The 23,319-nt window shown below is 53.7% G+C and carries 10 protein-coding genes and 1 pseudogene; 4 read left to right on the forward strand and 7 right to left on the reverse strand.

Annotation, left to right across the window (positions count from 1 at the left end; genetic code table 11):
- Window positions 1-31: 31 nt before the first annotated feature.
- The 6 genes and pseudogenes from DV711_RS16885 to typA form a co-directional block, all read right to left on the reverse strand.
- Window positions 32-433, reverse strand: a complete 402-nt coding sequence (locus DV711_RS16885) for a hypothetical protein (RefSeq protein WP_114696911.1) — start codon at window positions 431-433, stop codon at window positions 32-34.
- Window positions 430-609, reverse strand: a complete 180-nt coding sequence (locus DV711_RS19400; RefSeq protein WP_133297479.1) for a hypothetical protein — start codon at window positions 607-609, stop codon at window positions 430-432. The genes DV711_RS16885 and DV711_RS19400 overlap by 4 nt, the downstream gene beginning before the upstream one ends.
- A gap of 240 nt (window positions 610-849) precedes the next feature.
- Window positions 850-1,059 (reverse strand): annotated as a pseudogene (locus tag DV711_RS16890) (translational GTPase TypA); the annotation flags it as partial.
- 448 nt (window positions 1,060-1,507) lie between these two features.
- Entirely contained in the window at window positions 1,508-2,023 is a 516-nt protein-coding gene (locus DV711_RS16895) for a hypothetical protein (RefSeq protein WP_133297480.1), read from the reverse strand.
- Between the two features lie 8 nt (window positions 2,024-2,031).
- A complete protein-coding gene (locus DV711_RS16900; protein WP_165840151.1) occupies window positions 2,032-13,374 on the reverse strand; it encodes an Ig-like domain-containing protein in 11,343 nt (3,780 codons plus the stop codon).
- A gap of 557 nt (window positions 13,375-13,931) precedes the next feature.
- Window positions 13,932-15,770: a translational GTPase TypA gene (gene typA / locus DV711_RS16905; RefSeq protein WP_114696914.1), complete on the reverse strand. Its 1,839-nt coding sequence runs from the start codon at window positions 15,768-15,770 to the stop codon at window positions 13,932-13,934.
- A 511-nt stretch (window positions 15,771-16,281) separates the two neighbouring features.
- On the opposite strand from typA, the gene glnA reads away from it, so the two are divergent.
- The 3 genes from glnA (at window position 16,282) to glnG (ending at window position 20,528) form a co-directional block, all read left to right on the forward strand.
- Complete coding sequence (gene glnA, locus DV711_RS16910; protein WP_114696915.1) at window positions 16,282-17,688, forward strand: glutamate--ammonia ligase; 1,407 nt, start codon at window positions 16,282-16,284, stop codon at window positions 17,686-17,688.
- A gap of 328 nt (window positions 17,689-18,016) precedes the next feature.
- Entirely contained in the window at window positions 18,017-19,084 is a 1,068-nt protein-coding gene (gene glnL, locus DV711_RS16915) for a nitrogen regulation protein NR(II) (RefSeq protein ID WP_341537600.1), read from the forward strand.
- Between the two features lie 16 nt (window positions 19,085-19,100).
- On the forward strand, window positions 19,101-20,528 hold the full coding sequence (gene glnG / locus DV711_RS16920) for a nitrogen regulation protein NR(I) (RefSeq protein WP_114696916.1): 1,428 nt from the start codon (window positions 19,101-19,103) through the stop codon (window positions 20,526-20,528).
- A gap of 6 nt (window positions 20,529-20,534) precedes the next feature.
- Here glnG and DV711_RS16925 read toward each other — a convergent pair whose 3' ends face one another.
- A complete protein-coding gene (locus tag DV711_RS16925; RefSeq protein ID WP_114696917.1) occupies window positions 20,535-22,709 on the reverse strand; it encodes a tetratricopeptide repeat protein in 2,175 nt (724 codons plus the stop codon).
- A 108-nt stretch (window positions 22,710-22,817) separates the two neighbouring features.
- Here DV711_RS16925 and DV711_RS16930 point away from each other — a divergent pair, with 108 nt between their 5' ends.
- On the forward strand, window positions 22,818-23,279 hold the full coding sequence (locus DV711_RS16930) for a tRNA (cytidine(34)-2'-O)-methyltransferase (protein ID WP_114696918.1): 462 nt from the start codon (window positions 22,818-22,820) through the stop codon (window positions 23,277-23,279).
- Window positions 23,280-23,319 lie beyond the last annotated feature (40 nt).

Here is a 23,319-nt window from a genome sequence, read left to right on the forward strand (position 1 = left end):
GTCACAGCGAGTCGTGGCGATTCTCTGTGGCTCAATTGGAGCTGCAGGGCTCGGCCAGGGTCTGGCGGATCAGGGTCAGTTCCCGGGCGGCTCGCTCGGCGCTTAGCGGCTCAATGGGGAGGCTGTGGTAGAGCGGGTTGGGGTGTTGGTCGCGCCATTGTTGAGCCTGTTGCCGGTTAAGGAACAGATGCAGGCCCGACTCGATCATGGTGGCGCTGTTGGTCATGCTCCACTCGATCAGAAATAGCTCTGCGCATGGGGTCTGTTCGAGTCGATCAAGAAGCGCACTGTTTTGGTGCGAGTCGAATGGATCACCGCCATCGATGTTGTAGCTGCGCAGTTCGCTATGCTGGGGCTGTGGGATATGGATGGTATGACCGCTATCCTGTTGCAGCGTCAGAATCTGACGCAGCAGCTGATTGAAGACGCTCATTCCTGTTTGCCGGATTCGCTGTTTGCCGCGGCGCTATCCTTTTCTTTCTCGGCGGGGGATTCTGCTTCGTCTTTCTCGGGCTCGTCCTTGAAGGCCAGCGGAATCAGACGCCCGATCACAAACCAGCCCACCAAGAAGACAAACATCGGTGCGAGCACCATTATCGATTCTAACATAGAGACTCCGTACGGCTGTGCCGGACCGACCCGGCCCATGGCGATTGATTTGTTGATGTGAAGGTCCGTCGATGATCTTGTGACCTTTACCGCTCTGATTCTATCCCAGCTGGGCGAGGATTTGTCTGGGTTAGATCAAGACGGATTAAAGATTGGCGGGTCCTGCACGTTACGCAGGCTTCTTCAGCCAGGGAGCAGACAAAAAAATCCCCGCCGAAGCGGGGATTTTCAGTCAAACGATTAACCGCCGCGAGCGGCACGCTTACGCTCGTGCTCCTTCAGGAACTTCTTACGCAGGCGGATATGGTGCGGCGTCACTTCGACCAGTTCGTCGTCTTCGATAAAGTCCAGTGTCTGCTCCAGGGTGAAGCGGACCGGCGGGGTCAGCTGGATGTTTTCATCGGAGCCGGAGGCGCGGATGTTGGTCAGCTGCTTGCCCTTGGTCGGGTCAAATCTCCAAAAAATAAATCTGTCCCGGTTTTCGTGTCCCGGTTTTCTGCTGGGATAGATCAAGGTGAACCGAAGATCATGGAGCCTATCGGAGCCTGGTCGCGCTTTTCTGTTCCGATTCGGTGCAGACTGCGAACCAGACGGGCAGGGTTATCGACCCTGGTCACCCCGTCCTTGGGGCCGTGACCCTATGTTGAAATTATCGGGACCGGGGGAGCAAAAAAAATAAATCTGTCCCGGTTTTTCCGTCTTCGATAAAGTCCAGCGCCTGCTCCAGGGTGAAACGGACCGGCGGGGGTCAGCTGGATGTTTTCATCGGAGCCGGAGGCGCGGATGTTGGTCAGCTGATTGCCCTTGGTCAGGTCAAATCTCCAAAAAATAAATCTGTCCCGGTTTTCTGATCCTATCTTCTATTTCGATATAGCGATAACATGCCAGCACGTAACCATCATCCTGAGCCTGGTTTTGATTTTGACAGATACTCCTGTAAAAAATCACTAACTTCATCAGCAGCCTGCAGCGATTTCAAATGGTAAAGCATAACTTCATCATCACTGCCGTCTTTTTGTGCTTGCTTAAGCAGAGAGGTGTATCTCACTTCATCATCTAATAATCGCTTGTGCTTTTCGTAAGGCACTCCGTGAGTTAGCTGGTACTGCCATAAGTTCCACTTGTAGGCAGAGTCAATCTCTTCAGGAATCTCAGCTGCAGATAAATCTAGACTTCTAATGATTTTATCCAGAGCTTTTTCATAATCATTTTCAGATAAATTAAATTTTTTCCATTCAATCCTGTTACCAGCCCCCCACTCTGATGGATCTCTTTTGCAAAGGTCGCTCAGTACAGTGTATGGAGGAATCACTTTAGCCTGATACATATAGTGGAATTCCAAAAGAAATTCATGTAAGTCACTATCATGACTTTCCACACCTACATTTGTAGAGACCGTATATTTTACTCTCATAATTAATTCTACTTGGGCATCATTAAGTTAGCACCTGTATACACGGCCGTGACTGGTACACAGCTCCCCCTTGGGCCAGGTTTATATGATTCAACGCCAAGATGAAGAAAGCCAGTACTCTCCATAGCTACAAAATAGCTAACATCTTGATTTCGTGGTTTTGCGTATAAAACTGACCGTAAATCTGTTTGTGTCCAGCCAGATATCCATGGATGCAATAGCGTTGCATAAATACCAGGGGGGCGTTCTAGGCCATCTGGGTGCTTAAACCACTTAGATGCAAATCCGCACTGCATTGCCATTATTGCTCTTGCTGCAACACGATCTGTGTAATGATAAACAAGATCTCCTCGGCCTTTCGATGATTCTGTAACCTTTGACTCAAGCTTTCCACGCTCTAGCTCCAACATCTTCTGAGCTGCAGCACTATTTGCAAGCATGGTTGTATATGAGTCATTCACACCATATGCAATGGTACCCGATGCAAACAAGCCTACCGCTATCCGGGCGAAAGAGCTTACTCCTACTGCAATAGAGGTACTTTGAATCTGAGAACTAATTCCGCTTGGTGCAATAAGTCCAAAACCAAATTTACCTGTCGGATCAATGTAACTACTGGGATCAGAATTAGCATAAAGGTATTTATTGAGAGTTATGGGATCATCATCCCAGCCTTCAAATAAATCCTGCTGCCTAAACCGTCCAACTTCCTGGTCATAATAACGCGCCCGCAGATAGTACTGCCCCAGGCTCGGATCAAACTGCTCTCCCGCAAACTGATAGCTGTTCTCCGTACTACCGGTCCGATTCAGCAGCCCACCAAACGCCTCATAGCCGAAGCTGTCGCTCAGGTTACCGCTTTCATCGGTTAATGAACGGGTCGAGCCCAGGCCGTCGTAATGGAAGAAGAACTCTTCCCCTCCCTGCTCCTGACTGATCAGGTCATCACCGTAGCGGTACAGGATCTGATGGCTGGTGCCGGCTTCCACCAGTACCTGGGCATAGTCGCGGTTGCTGTCGACGGTGTACTCGGTGGTATCACCCGCCTCAGACTTGCTGATGCGGATGCCGTCCGGGTTATAGCCGAACCTGGTATCGATCCCGGCTTTGTTGAGACTGACTAGCTTGTTGTCGGCATCGTAGCTGTAGCGGGTGACCAGGCCGCCCTCGGTTACGCTCAGGGTGTTGCCGTTATCGTCGTAGCTGTAGAAGGTGCCGCCCTGCTGGGTCAGCCGGTCGTTATCGTCGTAGACGTAACTGGTGCTGACACCATCGATGGTCTGATAGTCACGATTACCGACTTTGTCGTATTGGTACGTTGCGTTGTAGTCACCGTTAACAGGGTCGGTGATCTGCTCGCTGACCAGTCGGTACAGTTGATCGTAACTGTATTGGCTGTCACGGCCATTGGCTTCGAGGATACCGGTGCGGCGACCGGTGGCATCGAGGTTATAGCTGAATCGGCTCAGCAATGCACCGCCCGGGCCGTAGTGGCTGATCTGCTCCAGCCGGTTAAGGTTGTCGTAGACGTAGGTGGTGCTGGTGCCGTTGGCGTAACTGATAGAGCTGCGGTTGCCGACTTGGTCATAGCCGTAGCTGGTGGTACCGCGTACATCGGTAACGCTTTCCAGTCGGTTCAGCACATCGTAGCCGAACTGCTGGTCGAGTAGCACATTGGCACCGCCGTCGATCACCTGCAGTCGGGTACGGTTGCCGTTGGCGTCGTAGGCGTAGTGCAGCTGGTTGCCGTTGGGTTGGGTCTCTTGGATCAGGCGGTTACGACTGTCATAGCGATACAGCCAGGTGCCTTCGGCGTTGCCGGCACTCAGGCGGTTGCCTTCGGCATCGTAGCTGAAGGCCTCTGCGCTGCCGTCGTGATAATCGGTGCGGGTCAAGCGGCCGTTGCTGTCGTAACGGTGGTGGCGTGTGTTGCCGTTGAAGTCGGTCTGTTCGACCAGCTGCCCAGCGGCATCGTAGACGAAGCGCTCACGCTGACCCATAGGTAGGATGCGGGCGGTAACCCGACCCAGGCTGTCGTACTCCCAGCGGGTGGTACGCCCTTCGGCATCGGTCTGGGTCAGTTTGTTGCCAGCCTCGTCATAGCTGTAGTGGGTTTCACCACTGAGGGCATCGGTGACGCTGGTCAAGCGCCCCAGTGCATCGTAGCGGTACTGGGTGCTGATGTTGGCCTGATCGGCCTGAGCGGTACGGCGGCCCAGCGCATCCAACGTATCAGCCAACGTCGATGCGTTATCGAAGCGGGTTTCGGTTCGCTGATCCAGCGCGTTATAGCTGTAGCTGGTGGTGTGCCCCAGCGCGTCGGTTTCGCTGATCAGGTTACCGTTCTGGTCGTAACCGAAACGGTGCTCCTGCGCCAGTGCATTGCGGCTGAGGATACGACGACCGGCCCGGTCATAGTTGTACTCGGTACGGTTGTTGTTGGCATCGATTTCGGCGGATACCCGGCCCGCCTCATCATACTCGGTGCTAATCACCGAACCGTCCGGGTAGATGGTCTGCAGCAACCGGTTGAGATCGTCATAACCGTAATGGGTGGTGTGACCCAGCCGGTCGGTATCCGTCAGTTTGTTGCCTTCGGCATCGTAGCTGCTGCGACTGAACGTACCATCGGGATAGCGTGTCTCCAGCAAACGACCGTAGACGTCGTAGTCGTATTCAGTACGACGTTGAAGGCTATCGATAGCGGCGGTCTGGTTACCCAGCGCATCGTACTCGCTGTGCTGGACACTGCCGTCGGGCAGCTGGGTTTTGATCACCCGGTTTTGGGCGTCGTAGGTGTAGACGGTGACATCATCGACCACCAGGCCATCGGCCAGGGTGCGGGCACGGGTTTCGCTCAGCACATTACCGTTGGCATCGTAGCTGTAGTGCACCACCTCACCCAGGTGGTTGGTCTCGGTCAGTTTGTTGCCATCCGCATCGTAGGTGTAGGAGGTGGTATGACCGAGCACATCCTGACTGAGGCTGACATGGCCGTTGGCATCAATGTTGTTGCCGGCAATGTTGCCGTCGGGGTCGGTTACACTGAGTAGGTTACCAACACTGTCGTAGACGTTGGTGTAAGCCTGCGACTTGGCATCGGTGATAGTTAGTTCCTGGCCACGGGTGTTGTAGCTGAAGCTGACGGTATTGCCTTCGCCATCGGTCTGGGTCAGCTGATCGTTGCTGGCATTGAAGGTCGCGGTGGTGACGTTACCCAACGGATCGGTCTTGCTGAGCTGGTTACCGCGTTCGTCATAGGTAAAGTTGGTACGCTGTCCCAGCGGGTCAATCCGGCTGGTGACGTTACCCATATCGTCGTAGTAGAGGAAGGAGGTACGCCCCAGACGGTCGGTGATCACCGATTGGCGACCGGTAATATCATGATTGAACTCGGTACGGTTACCGTCGCTATCATCCTGAGCGATCAGGCGACCATCGTCATCATAGATATTGCGCACCAGGGTTCGACCGAGTGGATCGATAATATCGAGCAGGCCATGGTTGCTGTTATAGGTGAACGAGGTATCGTTCTGCCCCGTATCACTGTAAAGCGACAGATTTTGTGCAGCATCGTAGCCGTAGTTCAGGATGTTACCGTTCGGGTCGACGATCAGGGTGATGCGGCCCTGACTGTCGCGCACGAAGTCGACCGACTTGCCACTGGAATGGACGATGCCGTCGTTGCTGTAGGTCAGGGTGTGACCGTTAGGGTCGATCACCTGCTCGATACCCAGATCCTGATTGAGCAGGTAGATATAACCGGTACGGGTGGTCAGTTTGTATCGGGTCGGGTTGACGGGGCCGCTAAAGCTACCCGTTTCCAACAGAGTGCCGCCTTCATAGCGTGCATTGACGCTATCCAGCGCTTCCAGTTGTGACTGGGTATCACCTACCGCGTTGAATACCAATTTAACGTCTTTAACTACCTGATAACTGTTACAACTCGGCGAAGCCGCTGCCTCAAAGCGTTCTACATCACCCGTCGGCAGCGTTACACTGACCACGGGAGCACCTTGCGGCTCGATACAGAAATCCGCGTAGACGCCATAGGGGCCACTGCGGTATTCGTTGATTTCCCAGAATTTGCCCGGTGTGCGTGATTCTTCGACTTTAACGTCTTGATAGCCCACGCTCCAGCCATAGCCGAAGTCGAGTGATTCAAAACGGCGACGACTGTCGTAGGTACGAGTGACCCGGATCGGAATACCGGCCACAGGGATATTCAGGTCTTCAAAAGTGACACTGAAGTTGCCGACCTTGAGGTCGCCATCAACCAGCACCACCACGCCATCAGAGCTGGTCTGGCCATTGACATCCTCGGCCTGCACAATCAGATCATACTGACCATTGACCAGCAGGGTGGGATCAAAGCTTGCGACCACACCCTCGGTGATGTTGGTCGAGCCTTCACCAATCTGTTGCCACCGCTGCTGGCCTTTGGGTGAGACCAACACTCGGTAGCGAGTCAGGTTGTCGTCCTCAACGGTCGCGATCACGTCAACGGGCGCTGTGATCCGGCTATCGAACTCGGGGCTGATGAAACTGACCAGCGGGGCTGTCGTATCGGTTTCGTCACGAACCGAGAAGCTGGCGGTTTGCACGGTGGTAGACTGCTGATCGGTTACGGTCGCGATGATCTCGTGTGAGCCGATGCCACTGGCAACGACCTGAGCTTGGCCGAAGCTGTTCAGCGGTACATTCAGCCCATCCACCTGCAGCGAGGCTTCGGTTGCTCCCAGACCCCCTTCGCTGAAGATATCGATTGATACAGTGTCGCCTTCGGCAGGGTATGGCGGTGTGACCAGAATCGTCACTGCCAGCGGCAGAGGCTTTTCGGTGACCTGGATGGTGAAGGTTTGCAGGGCGCGGCCTTGGCCATCGTCGGCGAACAGCGTCACTTCATGGCTGCCCACCTGATCCGGTAGTGGTGTCCACTCAACCAGACCTTCGGCACTCACGTTCATCCCCTCTGGCTGTACGGTGGTGCCAAAGCTGAGCAGATCTCCGTCGGGATCGCTGGCAACGATCTGAGAGCGGTAGTCGTAACCGACAACGGCGGTGGTCAACGGACGGCTGCTGATCTGTGGGAACTGATTGTCAAGATCCTCTACTGCCTGCAAATGGTAGCTCTGCAGAGCCGCCGCCTTGCCGTCGGTTACCCGAATGCTTATTGCATGGGTACCCACCTGCTCACTGGTCGGCGTCCACTGCAGCAGCCCTTGAGCATTAATCGTCATGCCAATAGGCGCATTTTCCAGGCTGTAACTCAGCACATCGCCGTCGGCATCACGGGCGATCAGTTGATAGCGGTATTGCTGATCAACCAGCGCCGGGGACTGTGGGGTGCTATCAATCTGCGGTGCGCTATTGGCTGCATCGGCTGCGTTAACAAAGATGTTAAAGCGTTGCAGGCTAGCCGAGCCTCGGCTGTCGGTCGCGCGTACCACCACATCATGTGAGACCTCAGCCTGTACCGCGCTGGGCGTCCAACTGACTTGATTGCCATCGATATGCATACCGTTCGGTGCCTGATCCAGGCTGAGCTGAATGCTGTCGCCATCGGCATCGGTGGCTGCAATACGATAGAGGTAGGGCTGATCAACCGTCGTCTGCTGAATCGGCAGGCTAGTGATTATCGGCGGGTTATTGGCCGCTTCGTTGACCGGTAAGGTCAGTTTCTGAATCGCATTGCCGCCACGACCATCGCTGACAACCAGCTCGACGATCTGCGTTTGGCCGATCAGACTGGCATCCGGCAGCCACGTTAACAGTCCCTGCGCCGAGATCGACATGCCAACCACATCGTTGATCAGCGCATAGCTCAGCGCATCACCATCCGGGTCGCTGGCCATGACTTGATAGCTGAACACCTGACCGGCATAAACACTGCCGCTCGGCACGCTGCTGATCACCGGAGGCTGGTTGGCCAGATCAGGGTCGATGACCTCGATCAGGAAGTATTGACGGCTGTAAGCCCCCTGCGGGTCCAGGGCGATCACCTCCACAGGCTTGAGACCGATATCCGCTGCTGTCGGCGTCCAGTTGATCTGGCCGCTGACGCCGTCAATGGTCATTCCCGGCTGCGAACGGCTGAAGAAATAAACCACCGCATCACCATCGGGGTCGGTCGCATCGACGTCGTATCGATAGGTTTGGCCTGCGGCCACGGACGGCGTTGGTTCGGAGCTGATAACCGGCGGTTGGTTATCCGGTGTGGTGACGGTCAATACATGGCGCTGTTCCGCTACGGCACCCGACAGGTCGGTGGCGCGGATGGTGAAACTGTAAACCGCTTCTGCCAGATCGGTAAGGGTGATCTTGCCGGTACGTGGGTGGATGCTGATACCTTCCGGTGCATCGACTAGCTCAAAGGCAAAAGTATCCCCCTTGTCCGGGTCTTCGACCGTCACGGTAAAGGTATAGAAGTCACTACCGATCGGTGCGGTACTGGCAGCGGAGCTGCTAATCACCGGCGAATCGTTGGTATCGGCTACCGACAACGCGAATTTCTGACTATCAGAGAGCCCGGCGGGGTCAAATACTCGGACATCAACGATCGCTGCTCGGCTACTGTTGTTATCGGTAAGACACTCGGTCACATCGTCGGCCGTTGTCAGGTCGGCACGAATACTGTTGATCAGCGCATCGCCATTGGCGACCTCCAGCGACACGATAACCTCTTCGCCAGCAGCCAGCGGTGGAACCGTTTGCTGGCCCAGCGCTTCATCACCGCTCCAAAAATGCTCGTGGGTAAAGGTGATGATGGTCGGCTTCGTCACTGGTGCTAAGCCTCGGTTTTTCACCTTGGCTGACAGGGTGTTGGAATCTTCATCAAAAGTGATGCTGTGCACCGTCAGATCTGGCAGTGCCAAGGCTTCACGATCTGCAAAGGTGTTCAGGCGGAAGGTGTTATGGGTTAGCCAACTGGGAGTCGGGTTGGCTGGAATGGTGCCGTCATCGTTAACGTTATTGATGCTGTAGGCGTGTTGATTCCAGATGGCGCGCGTTGGGGCCCAAGAGTCGTTGATATCTTCGAAAACGCGAATGCCGGTGGTGCCGCTGAAGTTGTAATTATTTGAGACTACGACAATCTCGGCATGATTATCATTATCTACATCGACTACCAGAGGGTATTCAAATAAAGTACCTGATGGATTAGGGATTTGAAGCTTTATAGTTCCCGTTTCTCCCTCATAAACACGGAAATAATGCTCATCTCCATATAAAATCTCCGCTTTACCATCACCTTCAAAGTCAAATACAGATGATCCCGTGGCTTGAGAACTCCAGTCTTTCGTCTTGCTTTTCCATTTAACAGTTCCATCTGCTTCAAAGGCAACATAATAGTTTGCGCCTGCAACACCGATTTCTGGCTCTCCATCGCCGTCAATATCTGCAATAGTTAATGGACCTCCTCCATTACCCGGTATAGACACAGGCCCCCATTTTACCGAACCATCATGCTCAAGTAATTTGATGGTATGCGTATCATGCTTAACGGCAATTTCTGGATAATCGTCACTGTCGAAATTACCTACTGCAGCACTATAACCAGATGAAGCATCCCAAATCATATTCCCTTGATGGTCATAAGCTTGGCCTGAAGCAAAAACTTCTTGTTTGCCATCAAGATCAAGATCCAGCGCCAATACCTTTGAATCTCTTCTCGCAGTACGCCACAGCTCTTGTCCGGTCACAGCATCATAAACGATACCCGACATCACAATCTCTACCTGCCCATCACCTTCGAGGTCTGCCAGAATAGGAGCGCCGAAGTGTGTTATCGACCTTTCATACTTTTTACGGCCATCATTTTCATAAACAATTAGAGTTTTAGAGCCATTGTAATATCCACTACCGACGATAACCTCGACTAAGCCATCGCCATCAATATCTCCAACAGCTGGAGCAAACATCGGCGTTGCCCAACGTGCGGTTGTATTGGACCATATTTCTTTACCATCTTTTCCACTAACTGCCCGTAAAATACCCGGATTCCTGTAGTACCAATTACGGAAGGTAGAAAAAATAACGTCTGGCGTGTCCTTACTATTTATCTCACCATCAGAATTATCATCATTAAGCTGAGCTACTACTGGCATTGCCATAACTTGGTTATAGGCAGAATAAAAACTCGACCCTGACCAATGCCACTTCAGGACTGGCTCAAACTGACCAGTTGAAGCCACAGGCTCGGCCATACACATCGTATTGCTATCAACGCGATTATCGATAAAGCCCTGCGTCTTTACCCAGTCAATTAAGCCCGAGTTTATATCCACAGCCAGTTCTTCGGGTCCCTGCTCGATTTGATAGCGCAGCAGATCACCTGGATTGGGATCAGTTGCCTCCACATCGTATTGATAAGCCGAGTGTTCTTCACCACGAATCAGCGCATCGCTGATAATCTGCGGCGACAGGTTTTGGTATACCGTTAAGGTGAAGGTTTGCTGGGTTGTTGCGCCGCGCAGGTCTTCCACCTCAACCGTGATTTGATAACTACCGGCTGCTAAAGCGCCCGGTGCTGAGGTGAATTTTCCGGTACGTGGATCGATAAATAGCCCTTCGGGCCCGGAGATCAGGGTAAAACTGTGGGCATCACCGTTATCGGCATCGGAAGTTTCAACCCGATAATCAAATGATTGTCCCGCCTGCAATTCGATAACAGGCTGGCTATCGATCACCGGCGCTTGGTTGACATCATCGACATTGAGTGTGAACACCTGGGTATCGAATAGCTGGCCCGGATCTGTCACACGCAGGCGAACCAACGCTGCGACAGCATTGTTGTTCGTGATCTGACACTCTTCCACCTTGTCGCTGACCGATAGCACGACATGAACATCGTCATTTAGGCGTTGATCATCGACAGTAATGTTGGGTTTTAGCGTCACCCCGCTGGTCAAGGCATTTAAGGAAACCGCTCCAAGCAGATCCCCCATTTGGGGATCTCCGTTGTAAAAGGTCACCTTGACCGGCGCGGTAATGTCCGCCAAACCACGATTTGTGATTTCAACTGAAAGCTGGTGTATGCCGCTATCATTCTGCTGCAACTGTATATGCCCGACCCGCACATCAGGATTGCCCAGATGCTCCAGAGCAACCGGCAGGTAGGCCATCACCAAGCTGGTCGTTGCTAAATGGGTACTGAACAAGCCGCTGTTGGTTACCCAGGTCCCCGATGGGCTCTGATTGTCCAGAAGGTATTCAATATTGGCTATAATCGCCGGATCGGTGATGGCAGGCTTTTGATAGTTCAACGCGATGCCGACCCAGGCCGACGTTAAGGGGTCTCCAACCGCTCCACTGGCATAACGGTTCCAACCACCGTCTTGTTCTTGCCGTTGGCGCAGTAGGCTATCCAGATGATCAATAGCCGCTTGGATCTGGTCATAAGAACTTTGGTTTGCGAGTAGTGGTACCAACTCAGCTAAGGTCACCAATCTAAATGCGCTGAGCAGGCTTTGATCCTCATTATTAAAAGCCCGTGCTAAAACAAACTCGGTAATGCCGGAGGCGGCTTGGCTGTAGTTTTCCACCAGTGTTTGCTGGTTACTGGTTAACGTCTCTCGCTCGGTACTCTCAGCAATAAACCGAGCTGCACTTTGAGCGATCAACATCGTCATGGCATCGGTATTATTCAGCCAACCGGTATCATGGTCTTGGCTCCAATACAGCTGCTGACCATTGCTTTGTCTGCGTTCCCAAAAATAAGCTAAAGCGTGCTCGCGAGCTTCATAGGTCAGCTCTCTCTCAGGTACTTGATTGAGTGCCCAAAGAGCAAACGCTGTCTGCGTCTTCGCGTATTCAGGGTGGGAGCGACGTATAGTTCCATCCGACTGCTGGCTAGCCAAAATCTCTGTTAGTAGATAATTGGCTGCCGCCTCATCGATCTCAGCCTTATCTTTTGACGCCTGCAACCCCAGCAAGCTCTGATTCTGTACATGACAACCGAGGCAGTTTTTTCTCTGATGCCAAGAAATCGCTTCGCGTGCGGTGTAGATACCGGCATTTTTGATTGCTGTACGTACCCGATGGAACAGCGGTGCGATATAGACTTGAGAGTTTACCTCATCACCCTCTTCATACAGCTTGGTCGCCCCAGTGGGGACGATATAACACTGCTTGTTAAACGTCGGCACCGACTGAACATAGCTATCCTGTGGTAGCCAGCTCATCGATCCATCATTGGGGTTGATGCTCATGCCCTGTGGGCCAAAATCAAGGCTATAGGTCAGCGGGTCTTGGTTGGGATCATCAGCAAGAACCTGGTGGTCATAGTACTGCTGCTCTGGAGTAACGGTTAATGGCGGGTTGGTGATAACCGGCGGTTCATTAGGATAGATCACAGTGATGGTGACCGTAGCGGGAGCAGATTCAAGCTCACCATCGCTAACGCTGTAGGTGAAGGTCACCACACCATCATAGAAAGGCGTTGACTGGTACGTTAGTTGAGCATCTTCGCCACCCAGTGAGCCGTCCTCGGGCTGACTCAAAACACGGTACTGCAGGTTTTTACTGTCGATATCATCACCCAGCAGGGTAATAGGCAGCACGATGCCACTCTCCACTTCGGCAGTAATATCTTGAGCGGTAGGCGGGTCATTCACCGGTACTACAGTGATCACATAGTTGGCCGGTTGTGAGTCCAGCTCACCATCATTGGCGATATAGGTAAAACTATCAGGGCCAAAGTAGTCTGGATTTGGCTGATAGGCGTAACGTCCATCCACCTGTGTCAAGGTGCCATGTTGAGGTTGGGTTGCCGGTGAGAATTCTAGAGGGGTCTGTTCTATATCTGAGCCACTGAACGTGAGCGGGATCGGGGTGTCTTCAAGGCCGCTTGCCGTTTTGTCATCAGCAACAGGAGGATCATTTACAGGGGTAACGTCAATCGACACTGTTGCGGTATTTGACAGTTGTTCGCCGTCATTAACGATAAATACCAAGCTATCCGGACCGTTATAATTTTCGGTCGGCGTGTAGGTCACCTGATTATCTAGTACCTCAATCACACCTTGCTGTGGCTCGGTCAGGATCTCATACTGCAATGAATCGCCGTTCTCGTCAGTGGCTAGCAGGCTGATAACAATTGGAGTGTCTTCCGGTGTAGTAATGGATTGATTCTGAGCCACCGGTCGGATGTTGTAACAGCGAGTGTAACGTTTAAAGATAAAGCTGATATAGCCCTTGCCGCTGTACTGGTAATCAGTCAGTGAAACTACAGCAAACTTAGCCACTTGATAGTCAAAGTGGGATCCCTGACCGCGGTGATCATTCCATACCGGGATAATAATATTGCGGTTTAATAAGGCGTCGGTGTGAGCGCGGTTATCGTCGCTGTTCATCACACCCGGTGAACCTTCGACCCAGTCACCAATATTTAACTGGTGATCTAGCGGATTATCTGGATTCTGATAATTTTGGCTATTACCCGGCGGAATGAGGCTGGTGGCGACAGTATTCGCATCGGTGTCCCCCTGCCAGGATAGCCAGCTGTAATTTCCTTCCTCGGCATTAAGAGGAATGTTTGGGAAATGCTGGCCTGGTTGAGCGCCTGCTAGAACGGATGTCGGAACCGTAAGCGGATAGAGCGAACAGAAGTCGGGCTCTAGAATAATATCTTCTGTTTCAACAAAAGGTGCGGCTAAAACAGTATTGCTAAATAAAACGATAGCCGAGCAGACTCCGAGAAAGCCCTTTCTCATATCAACATCCTTGTTGTAATCAACTAATTGTCTAGCGAATAATCAGCGCACCTAACCTTATCAGGTCCAGATGGCTTTGTCAGATAAGCGTAAGGTCGATTGGAAATGTTTGAGCGGACATAAAAAATCCGATGCTGGTATCAACATCGGATCTTATATTCGGCCTTCCCTGGCTCAAATATTTAAGCAAGGAGTATTTAACCGCCGCGGGCGGCACGCTTACGCTCGTGTTCCTTCAGGAACTTTTTACGCAGGCGGATATGGTGCGGCGTCACTTCGACCAGTTCGTCGTCTTCGATAAAGTCCAGTGCCTGCTCCAGGGTGAAGCGGACCGGCGGGGTCAGCTGGATGTTTTCATCGGAGCCGGAGGCGCGGATGTTGGTCAGCTGCTTGCCCTTGGTCGGGTTGACCGCCAGGTCGTTGGAGCGGCTGTGGATACCCAGGATCATGCCTTCGTAGACTTCGACATTGGGGTCGATGGACAGACGGCCACGTTCCTGCAGGTTGAACAGAGCGTAGCCCAGCGCCTTACCGCCTACCATGGAGACCAGCACGCCGTTGATCCGCGATACCACTTCACCCTCTTTGACCGGGCCGTAGTGATCGAAGATCGAGGTCATGATGCCGGTGCCGGAGGTCAGGGTCAGGAACAGGCTACGGAAGCCTATCAGACCGCGGGACGGTATCAGGAAGGTCAGGCGAACCCGGCCCTTGCCGTCCACTTCCATGTTGGTCATGTCGCCCTTGCGCTTGCCCAGCTCTTCGATGATGGCGCCCTGATGCTCGTCCTGGACGTCGATCATCACCTCTTCGAACGGCTCGTGGATTTCACCGTCGACCTCTTTCTGCACCACTTCCGGGCGGGATACGCCAAGTTCAAAACCTTCGCGGCGCATGGTCTCGATCAGTACCGACAGGTGCAGTTCGCCTCGACCGGAAACCTTGAATTTCTCTGGTGAGTCACCTTCTTCAACCCGCAGCGCCACGTTGTGGATCAGTTCGCGCTCCAGGCGTTCCTTGATGTTACGGGAGGTGACGAACTTGCCGTCCAGACCGGCGAAGGGAGAATCGTTGACCTGGAAGGTCATCGATACGGTCGGCTCGTCGACGCTCAGGGCCGGCAGTGCTTCGACGTTGTCCGGGTCGCACAGGGTGTCGGAGATGTTGAGTTTGTCGATGCCGGTCACGCAGACAATATCACCAGCCTGGGCGGAGGCAACGTCGACCCGTTCCAATCCCATATAACCCATGATCTTGAGAACCTTGCCGCTGCGAACCTGGCCATCGATGTCGATCACTTTGACCTGGCCGTTGGTGCCGATGCTGCCGCGCTTGATCCGGCCCACGCCGATAACACCCAGATAGCTGTTGTAATCCAGCGCCGAGATTTGCATCTGGAACGGACCGTCGACATCAACCTTGGGAGATTCAACATGCTCGACGATCGCTTCGAACAGCGGCGTCATGTCGTCGGCCATGGAATCGGGTTCCAGACCGGCGATACCGTTCAGGGCGGAGGCGTAGACGACCGGGAAGTCCAGCTGCTCATCGGTGGCACCGAGGTTATCAAACAGGTCGAAGACCTGATCCATCACCCAGTCCGGACGAGAACCGGGGCGGTCGATCTTGTTGATAACGACGATCGGCTTCAGGCCCTGAGCGAATGCCTTCTGGGTCACGAAGCGGGTCTGCGGCATCGGGCCATCGACAGCGTCGACCAGCAGCAGTACGCAATCGACCATCGACAGTACGCGCTCTACCTCACCACCGAAATCGGCGTGTCCGGGCGTGTCGACGATGTTGATGTGGTAATCATTCCACTCGATGGCGGTATTTTTGGCCAGGATGGTGATACCACGCTCTTTTTCCTGGTCGTTGGAGTCCATGATCCGCTCGGAGCCCTCATCACGGCGGGCCAGGGTGCCCGATTGCGACAGCAGCTTGTCGACCAGGGTGGTCTTGCCGTGGTCAACGTGAGCGATAATGGCGATATTTCGCAGCTTGCTGATATCGTTGATTTTTTCAGGTGCGGACATGGTTAGAACTCAAACAGGGTGGAGGTGGAGGGTCCAATAAAAAAGTGCCCCCGGCTTGGACCGGGGGCAAAGTTGGTCAGATTATACACCATTGTTGGGCAATCATAGGACGTGAAATTGACCTTTATCGCTTTGGCGGCATCGGTCGAGCTGCGGCTTTTTCCTCAGCGGTGTCGTTGAGGGAGGGAGAGGTTGCCCTATTGATCGTCAACTGGCCCCATTGATGAGCCGGGATTGGTTGCAAAGCGATCAGTGAGCGCTATGCTATGAGCTGGCTTATGCACCAAAATGGTAACCTGGCAAGATTAACGCACCATAATGGTGCGCATAAGGTTTGATTTAGGACGTTCTGCTACCGAATTATGCGGGTTTTACGGCGATTTTCGTGTTGGCACGGGTGTTGCTATGTCTTATGCCGAGTGAATTAACCAGATTTTGCCACAGGCGATACGGTTCGACTGTTAATAGTAAAGTAGCACTGGAATAGTGCAGACATAATCGGAGAAATCATATGTCAGAGAATACTCTGAAGCTGATCCAAGAAAGTGAAGCCCGCTGGGTTGACCTGCGTTTCACCGACACCAAGGGTAAAGAGCAGCACGTTACTATTCCTTCTAGCGAAGTTGACGAGGATTTCTTCGAAGAAGGCAAGATGTTCGACGGTTCTTCCATCGCTGGTTGGAAGGGCATCAACGAATCAGACATGATCATGCAGGCTGACGACGAAGCTTCTCGCCTGGATCCCTTCACCGAAGACGCTACCGTTATCGTTCGTTGTAACATCGTTGAGCCGACCACTGGTCAGGGTTACGACCGTGATCCGCGTTCCATCGCTTCACGTGCCGAAGAGTACCTGAAGTCTACCGGTATCGGTGACAGCGCGCTGTTCGGTCCGGAGCCTGAGTTCTTCGTCTTTGACGACGTTAAGTGGCACGCTGACATCTCTGGTGCCGGCTACCAGATCTCTTCCGACGAAGCAGCCTGGTCTTCAAACGAAGTCTTCGAAGGCGGCAACATCGGTCACCGTCCGACTGTTAAAGGCGGTTACTTCCCGGTTCCTCCGGTTGACTCTCTGCACGACCTGCGTGCTGCGATGTGTGACGCCATGTCTGCCATGGGCCTGGAAATTGAAGTACACCACCACGAAGTTGGTACTGCCGGTCAGTGTGAGATCGGTGTTGGCGCCAACACCATGGTGAAGAAGGCTGACGAAGTTCAGATCCTGAAGTACTGTGTTCACAACGTTGCCCACGCTTACGGCAAGACTGCGACCTTCATGCCTAAGCCGCTGGTTGGTGACAACGGTTCCGGTATGCACGTTCATATGTCCATCTCCAAAGATGGTCAGAACCAGTTCTCCGGTGACCTGTACGGTGGTCTGAGCGAGCAGGCTCTGTACGCTATCGGTGGTGTTATCAAGCACGCCAAAGCGATCAACGCTTTCGCCAACGCTTCTACCAACTCCTACAAGCGTCTGGTACCGGGCTTCGAAGCTCCGGTTATGCTGGCTTACTCTGCCCGTAACCGTTCCGCTTCTATCCGTATCCCGTACGTAACCAACCCGAAAGCACGTCGTGTTGAGTTCCGTTTCCCGGATCCGACTGCCAACCCGTACCTGTGCTTCGCGGCGCTGCAGATGGCTGCCCTGGACGGTATCAAGAACAAGATCCACCCGGGCGATGCGGCTGACAAGGACCTGTACGACCTGCCGGCTGAAGAAGCGGCTGAGATCCCGACTGTATGTTCAAGCCTCGAAGAGGCGCTGGACGCGCTGGATAAGGACCGTGAGTTCATGACCGCCGGTGGCGTTATGTCTGACGATGCGATCGATGCCTACATCGCGCTGAAGAACGAAGAGATCGAGCGTCTGAACATGACCACTCACCCGGTCGAGTTCGACATGTACTACAGCGTGTAAGTCATTACCCGCTAAATAAAAAACCGCCTTCGGGCGGTTTTTTTTTGGCTGGAAAAAGCCCCTGCCGTTGTTATCCGAGCTTTGGCTTGCGATGCCTTCTGATGGTGCGCTAAAGGGGAGAAAAATCTATTTGCACCAAAATGGTGCGCTGTTTGATTTGGGGCTCTAAACTGTAGTTAGGAATCGGGTTAGAAAGCCCCGAATGACGGGTGATCGAGAAAGATAGGCAGGATTCACAAGCTGGTTTGGTTCTTGCAGTTACTATCAGTAATAACCGCCTGAGTCTCGGCATGGTCCGTCGAGCAGGCAATCGGAATCGGAGTGATCTGTGCGGAATCTGTATAAGCAGCTATTGGATAACCTCTCGGGTGCGGTGTTGATGCTCGACCGTGATCGCTGCCTGCAATACCTCAATCCGGCCGGTGAGATGCTGTTCGATGTCAGTGCTCGTCGGGTCCAGGGGGAGAGCGTCGTGACGCTGATTCGGGATCATTCGGAGTTTTACGATGTGCTTAGCGACGTCTACGAGAGCGGACACTCCTTTACCCGACGCGAGGCGCATCTGCTGCTGTTCCATGGTCGTGAGATTGCGGCGGACTACAGCGTCACCCCGCTGGTAGGCGAGCATAACGGCTCGTTATTGGTAGAGATTCTGCCGCGGGATCGGTTGGTGCGCATCGGTCGTGAAGAGGAGTCCCGGGCGCAGCAGGAAGCCACCCGGGGGCTGATTCGTGGCTTGGCCCATGAGATCAAGAACCCGCTGGGCGGTATCCGTGGAGCAGCTCAGTTGCTGGAACGGGCGTTGCCGGATCGAAGCCTGGAGGATTACACCCAGGTCATTATCGGTGAAGCCGATCGGTTGCAGAACCTGGTCGACCGGATGCTGGGGCCGCGAAACCTGCTCGATAAGCAGCCGCTCAATATTCACCAGATTCTGGAGCGGATCTATAACCTGGTGAGCGCCGAAACCGGCGGCAGCGTCGAGCTGCTGCGCGATTACGATCCCAGTATCCCGAACCTGGAAGCCGACGAAGAGCAGCTGATCCAGGCGGTCTTGAATGTCGTGCGCAACAGTGTGCAGGCGTTGCTGGAATCGAACACCGAATCGCCACGGATCGTGCTGCGTACCCGGGCGATCCGTCAGTTCACCCTGGGTAATGAGCGCCACCGGCTGGTGTGCCAGCTGGTAATCAGCGACAACGGCCCCGGAGTACCGGACAAGCTCAAGGAGACGCTGTTCTTCCCGATGATCAGTGGCCGTGCCGAAGGTACCGGTCTGGGGCTGTCGATCGCTCAGTCGATCATCCATCAGCACCGGGGGCTGATTGAGTGCCAGAGTCAGCCGGGCCACACCGATTTTATTATCTATTTCCCACTCGATAACGAGCGGGCGTAACGAAGGAGTACCGTCGATGACGTCTGTCGCCAATGTCTGGATCGTCGATGATGATCGATCGATCCGCTGGGTACTGGAGAAAGCGCTGGAGCAGGATGGGCTGCAGAGCCGGGTTTTCGAATCCGGTGATGAAGCGCTGCAGGCGCTCAACAGCGAACAGCCCGATGCGTTGGTCAGCGATATCCGGATGCCGGGCATCAACGGTCTGGAGCTGCTGGAGACGATCCAGCAGGCTCATCCGGATCTGCCGGTGATCATCATGACGGCGCACTCGGATCTGGACAGTGCGGTGGCCTCCTACCAGGGTGGGGCGTTCGAATACCTGCCCAAGCCCTTTGATGTCGACGATGCGGTGGCGTTGGTCAAGCGGGCCGTGATCCACGCCCAGGAGCAGCGCGCCAGTGCCGAAGAGGAGGCGGTCGAGGCCGCCACCGAAATCATTGGCGAAGCGCCGGCGATGCAGGAGGTGTTCCGGGCGATCGGGCGGCTGTCTCAATCCAACATCACGGTGCTGATCAACGGTGAATCGGGTACCGGTAAGGAGCTGGTGGCCCACGCTCTGCACAAACACAGCCCGCGTAACCAACAGCCTTTTATTCCGCTCAATATGGCGGCGATTCCGCGGGATCTGATCGAATCCGAGCTGTTTGGTCACGAAAAGGGGGCTTTTACCGGCGCCGGCAACCAGCGCAAGGGGCGCTTCGAACAGGCCGACGGCGGCACCCTGTTCTTGGACGAGATCGGGGATATGCCCTCGGAAGCCCAGACCCGTCTGCTACGGGTGTTGGCCGATGGTGAGTTCTACCGCGTCGGCGGCCATACGCCGGTCAAGGTCGACGTCCGGATTATCGCTGCAACCCACCAGGATCTGGAATCCCTGGTCAAGGATGGGCGCTTCCGGGAAGACCTGTTCCATCGTCTCAATGTTATCCGTATCCATATCCCCAAGCTCAGTGATCGGCGTGAAGATATCCCGCGCTTGGCGCAGTTCTTCCTGGCCAAGGCGGCCGAGGAGCTGGCGGTGGAGCCGAAGGTGCTGACCGAGGAGGCCGAGCGCTTCCTGTGCACCATCAGTTGGCCCGGCAACGTGCGTCAGCTCGAAAATGCCTGCCGCTGGATCACCGTAATGGCCTCGGGCCGGGAAGTGCTGGTGGCCGACCTGCCGCCGGAGTTGCTCAGTGAGGAACCGAGCCAGCAGCTGGTGGGTAGCTGGGAGCAGGGGTTGCGGCTATGGGCCGAACAGGCGCTGGCCCAGGGTCACAAAGACCTGCTCGGTGAGGCGGTACCGACCTTCGAGCGGATCATGATCGAAACCGCCCTCAAGCATACCGGCGGTCGCCGTCGTGATGCTTCGTTGCTGCTGGGCTGGGGTCGCAATACCCTGACCCGCAAAATCAAAGAGCTTGGGATGGAGGATTCGGGGGATATGGATGAGAGCGCTTAAGATCACTCAATCTCCCTCCACGTTATCTATGGCTTGAGCTTGCCTGGCCTGGTAGCTGGCATAGAGCTTCTCTAGATAGTCCTCGAAGATATCGTCCCGCGGAAGGTGGTGGGTTTTGATATCTTCTTTTAAACCTTGATAGGATCTTGCACCACCTAGGTCGATTGCTTCGGCTAGTAATTGCTGCCAGGTTTCTTCATCGGTATCGCCGCAGAGATAATGGGCGTAGCTGAGATTGCCTTTAACGACCCAGAGATCATCAATACTGATGTTCTCCAGACTTTCTTGTAGTAGTTGGCGGCTGGATAGAAAGTCCTGATTTGCAAGTCCTGCTCCTTCTTGCCATTCGGTTCTCTTGGCTTGGTAAAGCAATAAAAAGCCTTTATCGTTCAGGGTCTTGGAATAAAGCTCTTGTAGGGCTGGTTCGTTACTATCATGGTAGTGTTGTAACAGCTGCTCGTAGCAAGCGATTTTTTCATCGGGCTCTTCTTGCTGATCGAGCATAACCCCTTTGCGAAGGAGCGCACTAGCGCATAGTGCTTGCAGGGTTGCTTGATCACTGCTGTCGTAGCGTTGTAACAGCTGCTCGTAACATGCGATTTCCTCATCGGATTGGCCTTGCTGCCCTAAAGCAGCGCCTTTATTCCATAGTGCCTTGGCGCAATACTCTTGCAGTGTTAACTGGTCGCTATCTCCATACTGTTGTAACAGCTGTTCGTAGCAAGCAATAGCTTTATCAAGTTGGCCTTGCTGGATCAGAGTGGCGGCCTTATTCAACAGAGCCATGGCACATTGTTCTTGCAAGGTTAGTTGGTTGCTATTGGAGTAGCGTTGTAACAGCTGCTCATAGCAAGCAATTTCCTCATCGGATTTTTTTAGTTGACCTAGAGTAACCCCCATATTCAGCAGTACCATGGCGCATTGTTCTTGCAGGGGCGGTTGGTCGTTATCGACGTAACGTTGTAAAAGTTTTTCGAAGCAAGAGATTTTTTTATCAGGTTGGCCTTGCTGGCCTAATGTAGCTCCTTTATTCCACAGTGCCTTAGCGCAATACTCTTGTAGTGCGGGTTGGTTGCTATCACCATATCTTTGTAGCAGTTCTTCGTAGCAAGCAATCGCGTTGTCGGGTTGATCTTGCTGGCTCAGTGTAGCTCCCATGTTCAGCAGTGCACTGGCGCATCGATCTTGTAGGGCTGGTTGGTCACTATCACGATAACGTTGTAACAGCTGCTCGTAACAAGCGATTTCCTCAATGGGTTGGCCCAGCTTGCCCAGTGTGACGCCTTTGTTGAACAGGGAATGTTCGAGTTGTTCGTCTGTTTCAGCGGTTTTTATCGCTTGTTCAAAGGTTTCTAAAGCTCTGAGGTAATCGTTCCTCTGATAAGCAGCTATAGCGAGAAGGTTCCAATCGTCGAAGGTGCGCTTGTTTTCGGGTTTTCTTGCTGCGTCTTGGCTTTGGTGCTGCTCGTACTCGGTCAGAGGTCTTTCAAGACTCAGCTGGTCTACTAGATCGTGAAGGCTATTGAGTTTTCCGTGCTGGGAATCGAGTTGTTTCTGTAACGATTCTAGCTTTTGATTTAGTTGTTGATCGAATTTGACCTCAATTGCATTGGCTGTCGCTTTAAGGCGCTTAGTAGCGGTACCGTCAATGTAGGATGTGATTTCGCACTCGATCTTATTGCTGGCGTGCTCTTTGATCCAGTCTTCAGTGGCGCTTACTGCGCTGCGTTTTGCCTGGGAGGCTGCGTTCAGATAGGTAATACTGGCAAAGGCAGCAAGTATTAGAGTGATCAATCCTCCATAAATAGCAAGGTAAAGTGAGATATCGCCAACCCGTTCCGAAAGAGAGTCTGTTTTGATATTCAGGTTTTGCTGGAATTGCTGCTTGCTCTGCTGTTGCTCTTGTTGCAGTTGACCCAGTTTTAGCTGCAATTGCTGAAGCTTTAGTTCTTGGTCGTGGCTTAGAGTGCTTGCTCGTTGGCTGGTTTGGTGCTGCTGTTCTAGCAGTTGTTCGAGTTGCTGGACTCTGTGTTGCTGCAGTAATAGCTGGGTTTCTAAATTGGTTGGCTGCGAGGCTGTAGCCGCCTGCAAGCCCTGCATCGGAATAACCAAGCTAACCAGCAATAGCAGCAGTGAAAGAATGTGGTTGGTGGCGAAGGCGGCGCGCTGTGGCTCTCTCATACAACTTCCTTGGCAAAATTCCCTGTCTTGAATGACTGATCCGATGCTAGCGGTTTTGATTAGCGCCGGGAAGGGCTGGAAAGTCTGAACTCCGGTATAATCCCGCCCATGCTAAATATCGTTCTCTACCAGCCGGAGATTCCCCCCAATACCGGCAATATCATTCGTCTGTGCGCCAACACTGGCTTCAAGCTGCATCTGATCGAGCCGCTGGGCTTTGATCTGGATATCAAAAAGGTGCGCCGCGCCGGGCTTGATTATCGCGAGCTGGCCGAGGTCAAACGCTATCCCGATCTGGACAGCTGCCTGAGCCAGTTTGGCGGTAAGGTCTACGCGCTGACGACCAAAGGTTCACGAAGCTATGCCGATGCCAAGTTTGAAGCTGGCGATGTACTGCTGTTTGGTCCGGAAACCCGGGGGTTGCCCGAAGAGGTGCGCAATGCGCTGCCGCCGGAGCAGCGGCTGCGGTTGCCGATGCAGCCCGATAGCCGCAGTCTGAATCTGTCCAACACCGTCGCGGTGATGGTTTACGAGGCCTGGCGTCAGTTGGGGTTCGAAGGCGGCAGCTGAGTTCTCGATCGACTGCTTTCGGACATAAAAAAACCGTCAT

Source organism: Motiliproteus coralliicola (assembly GCF_003345655.1).
Classification (GTDB): Bacteria; Pseudomonadota; Gammaproteobacteria; order Pseudomonadales; family Balneatricaceae; genus Motiliproteus; species Motiliproteus coralliicola.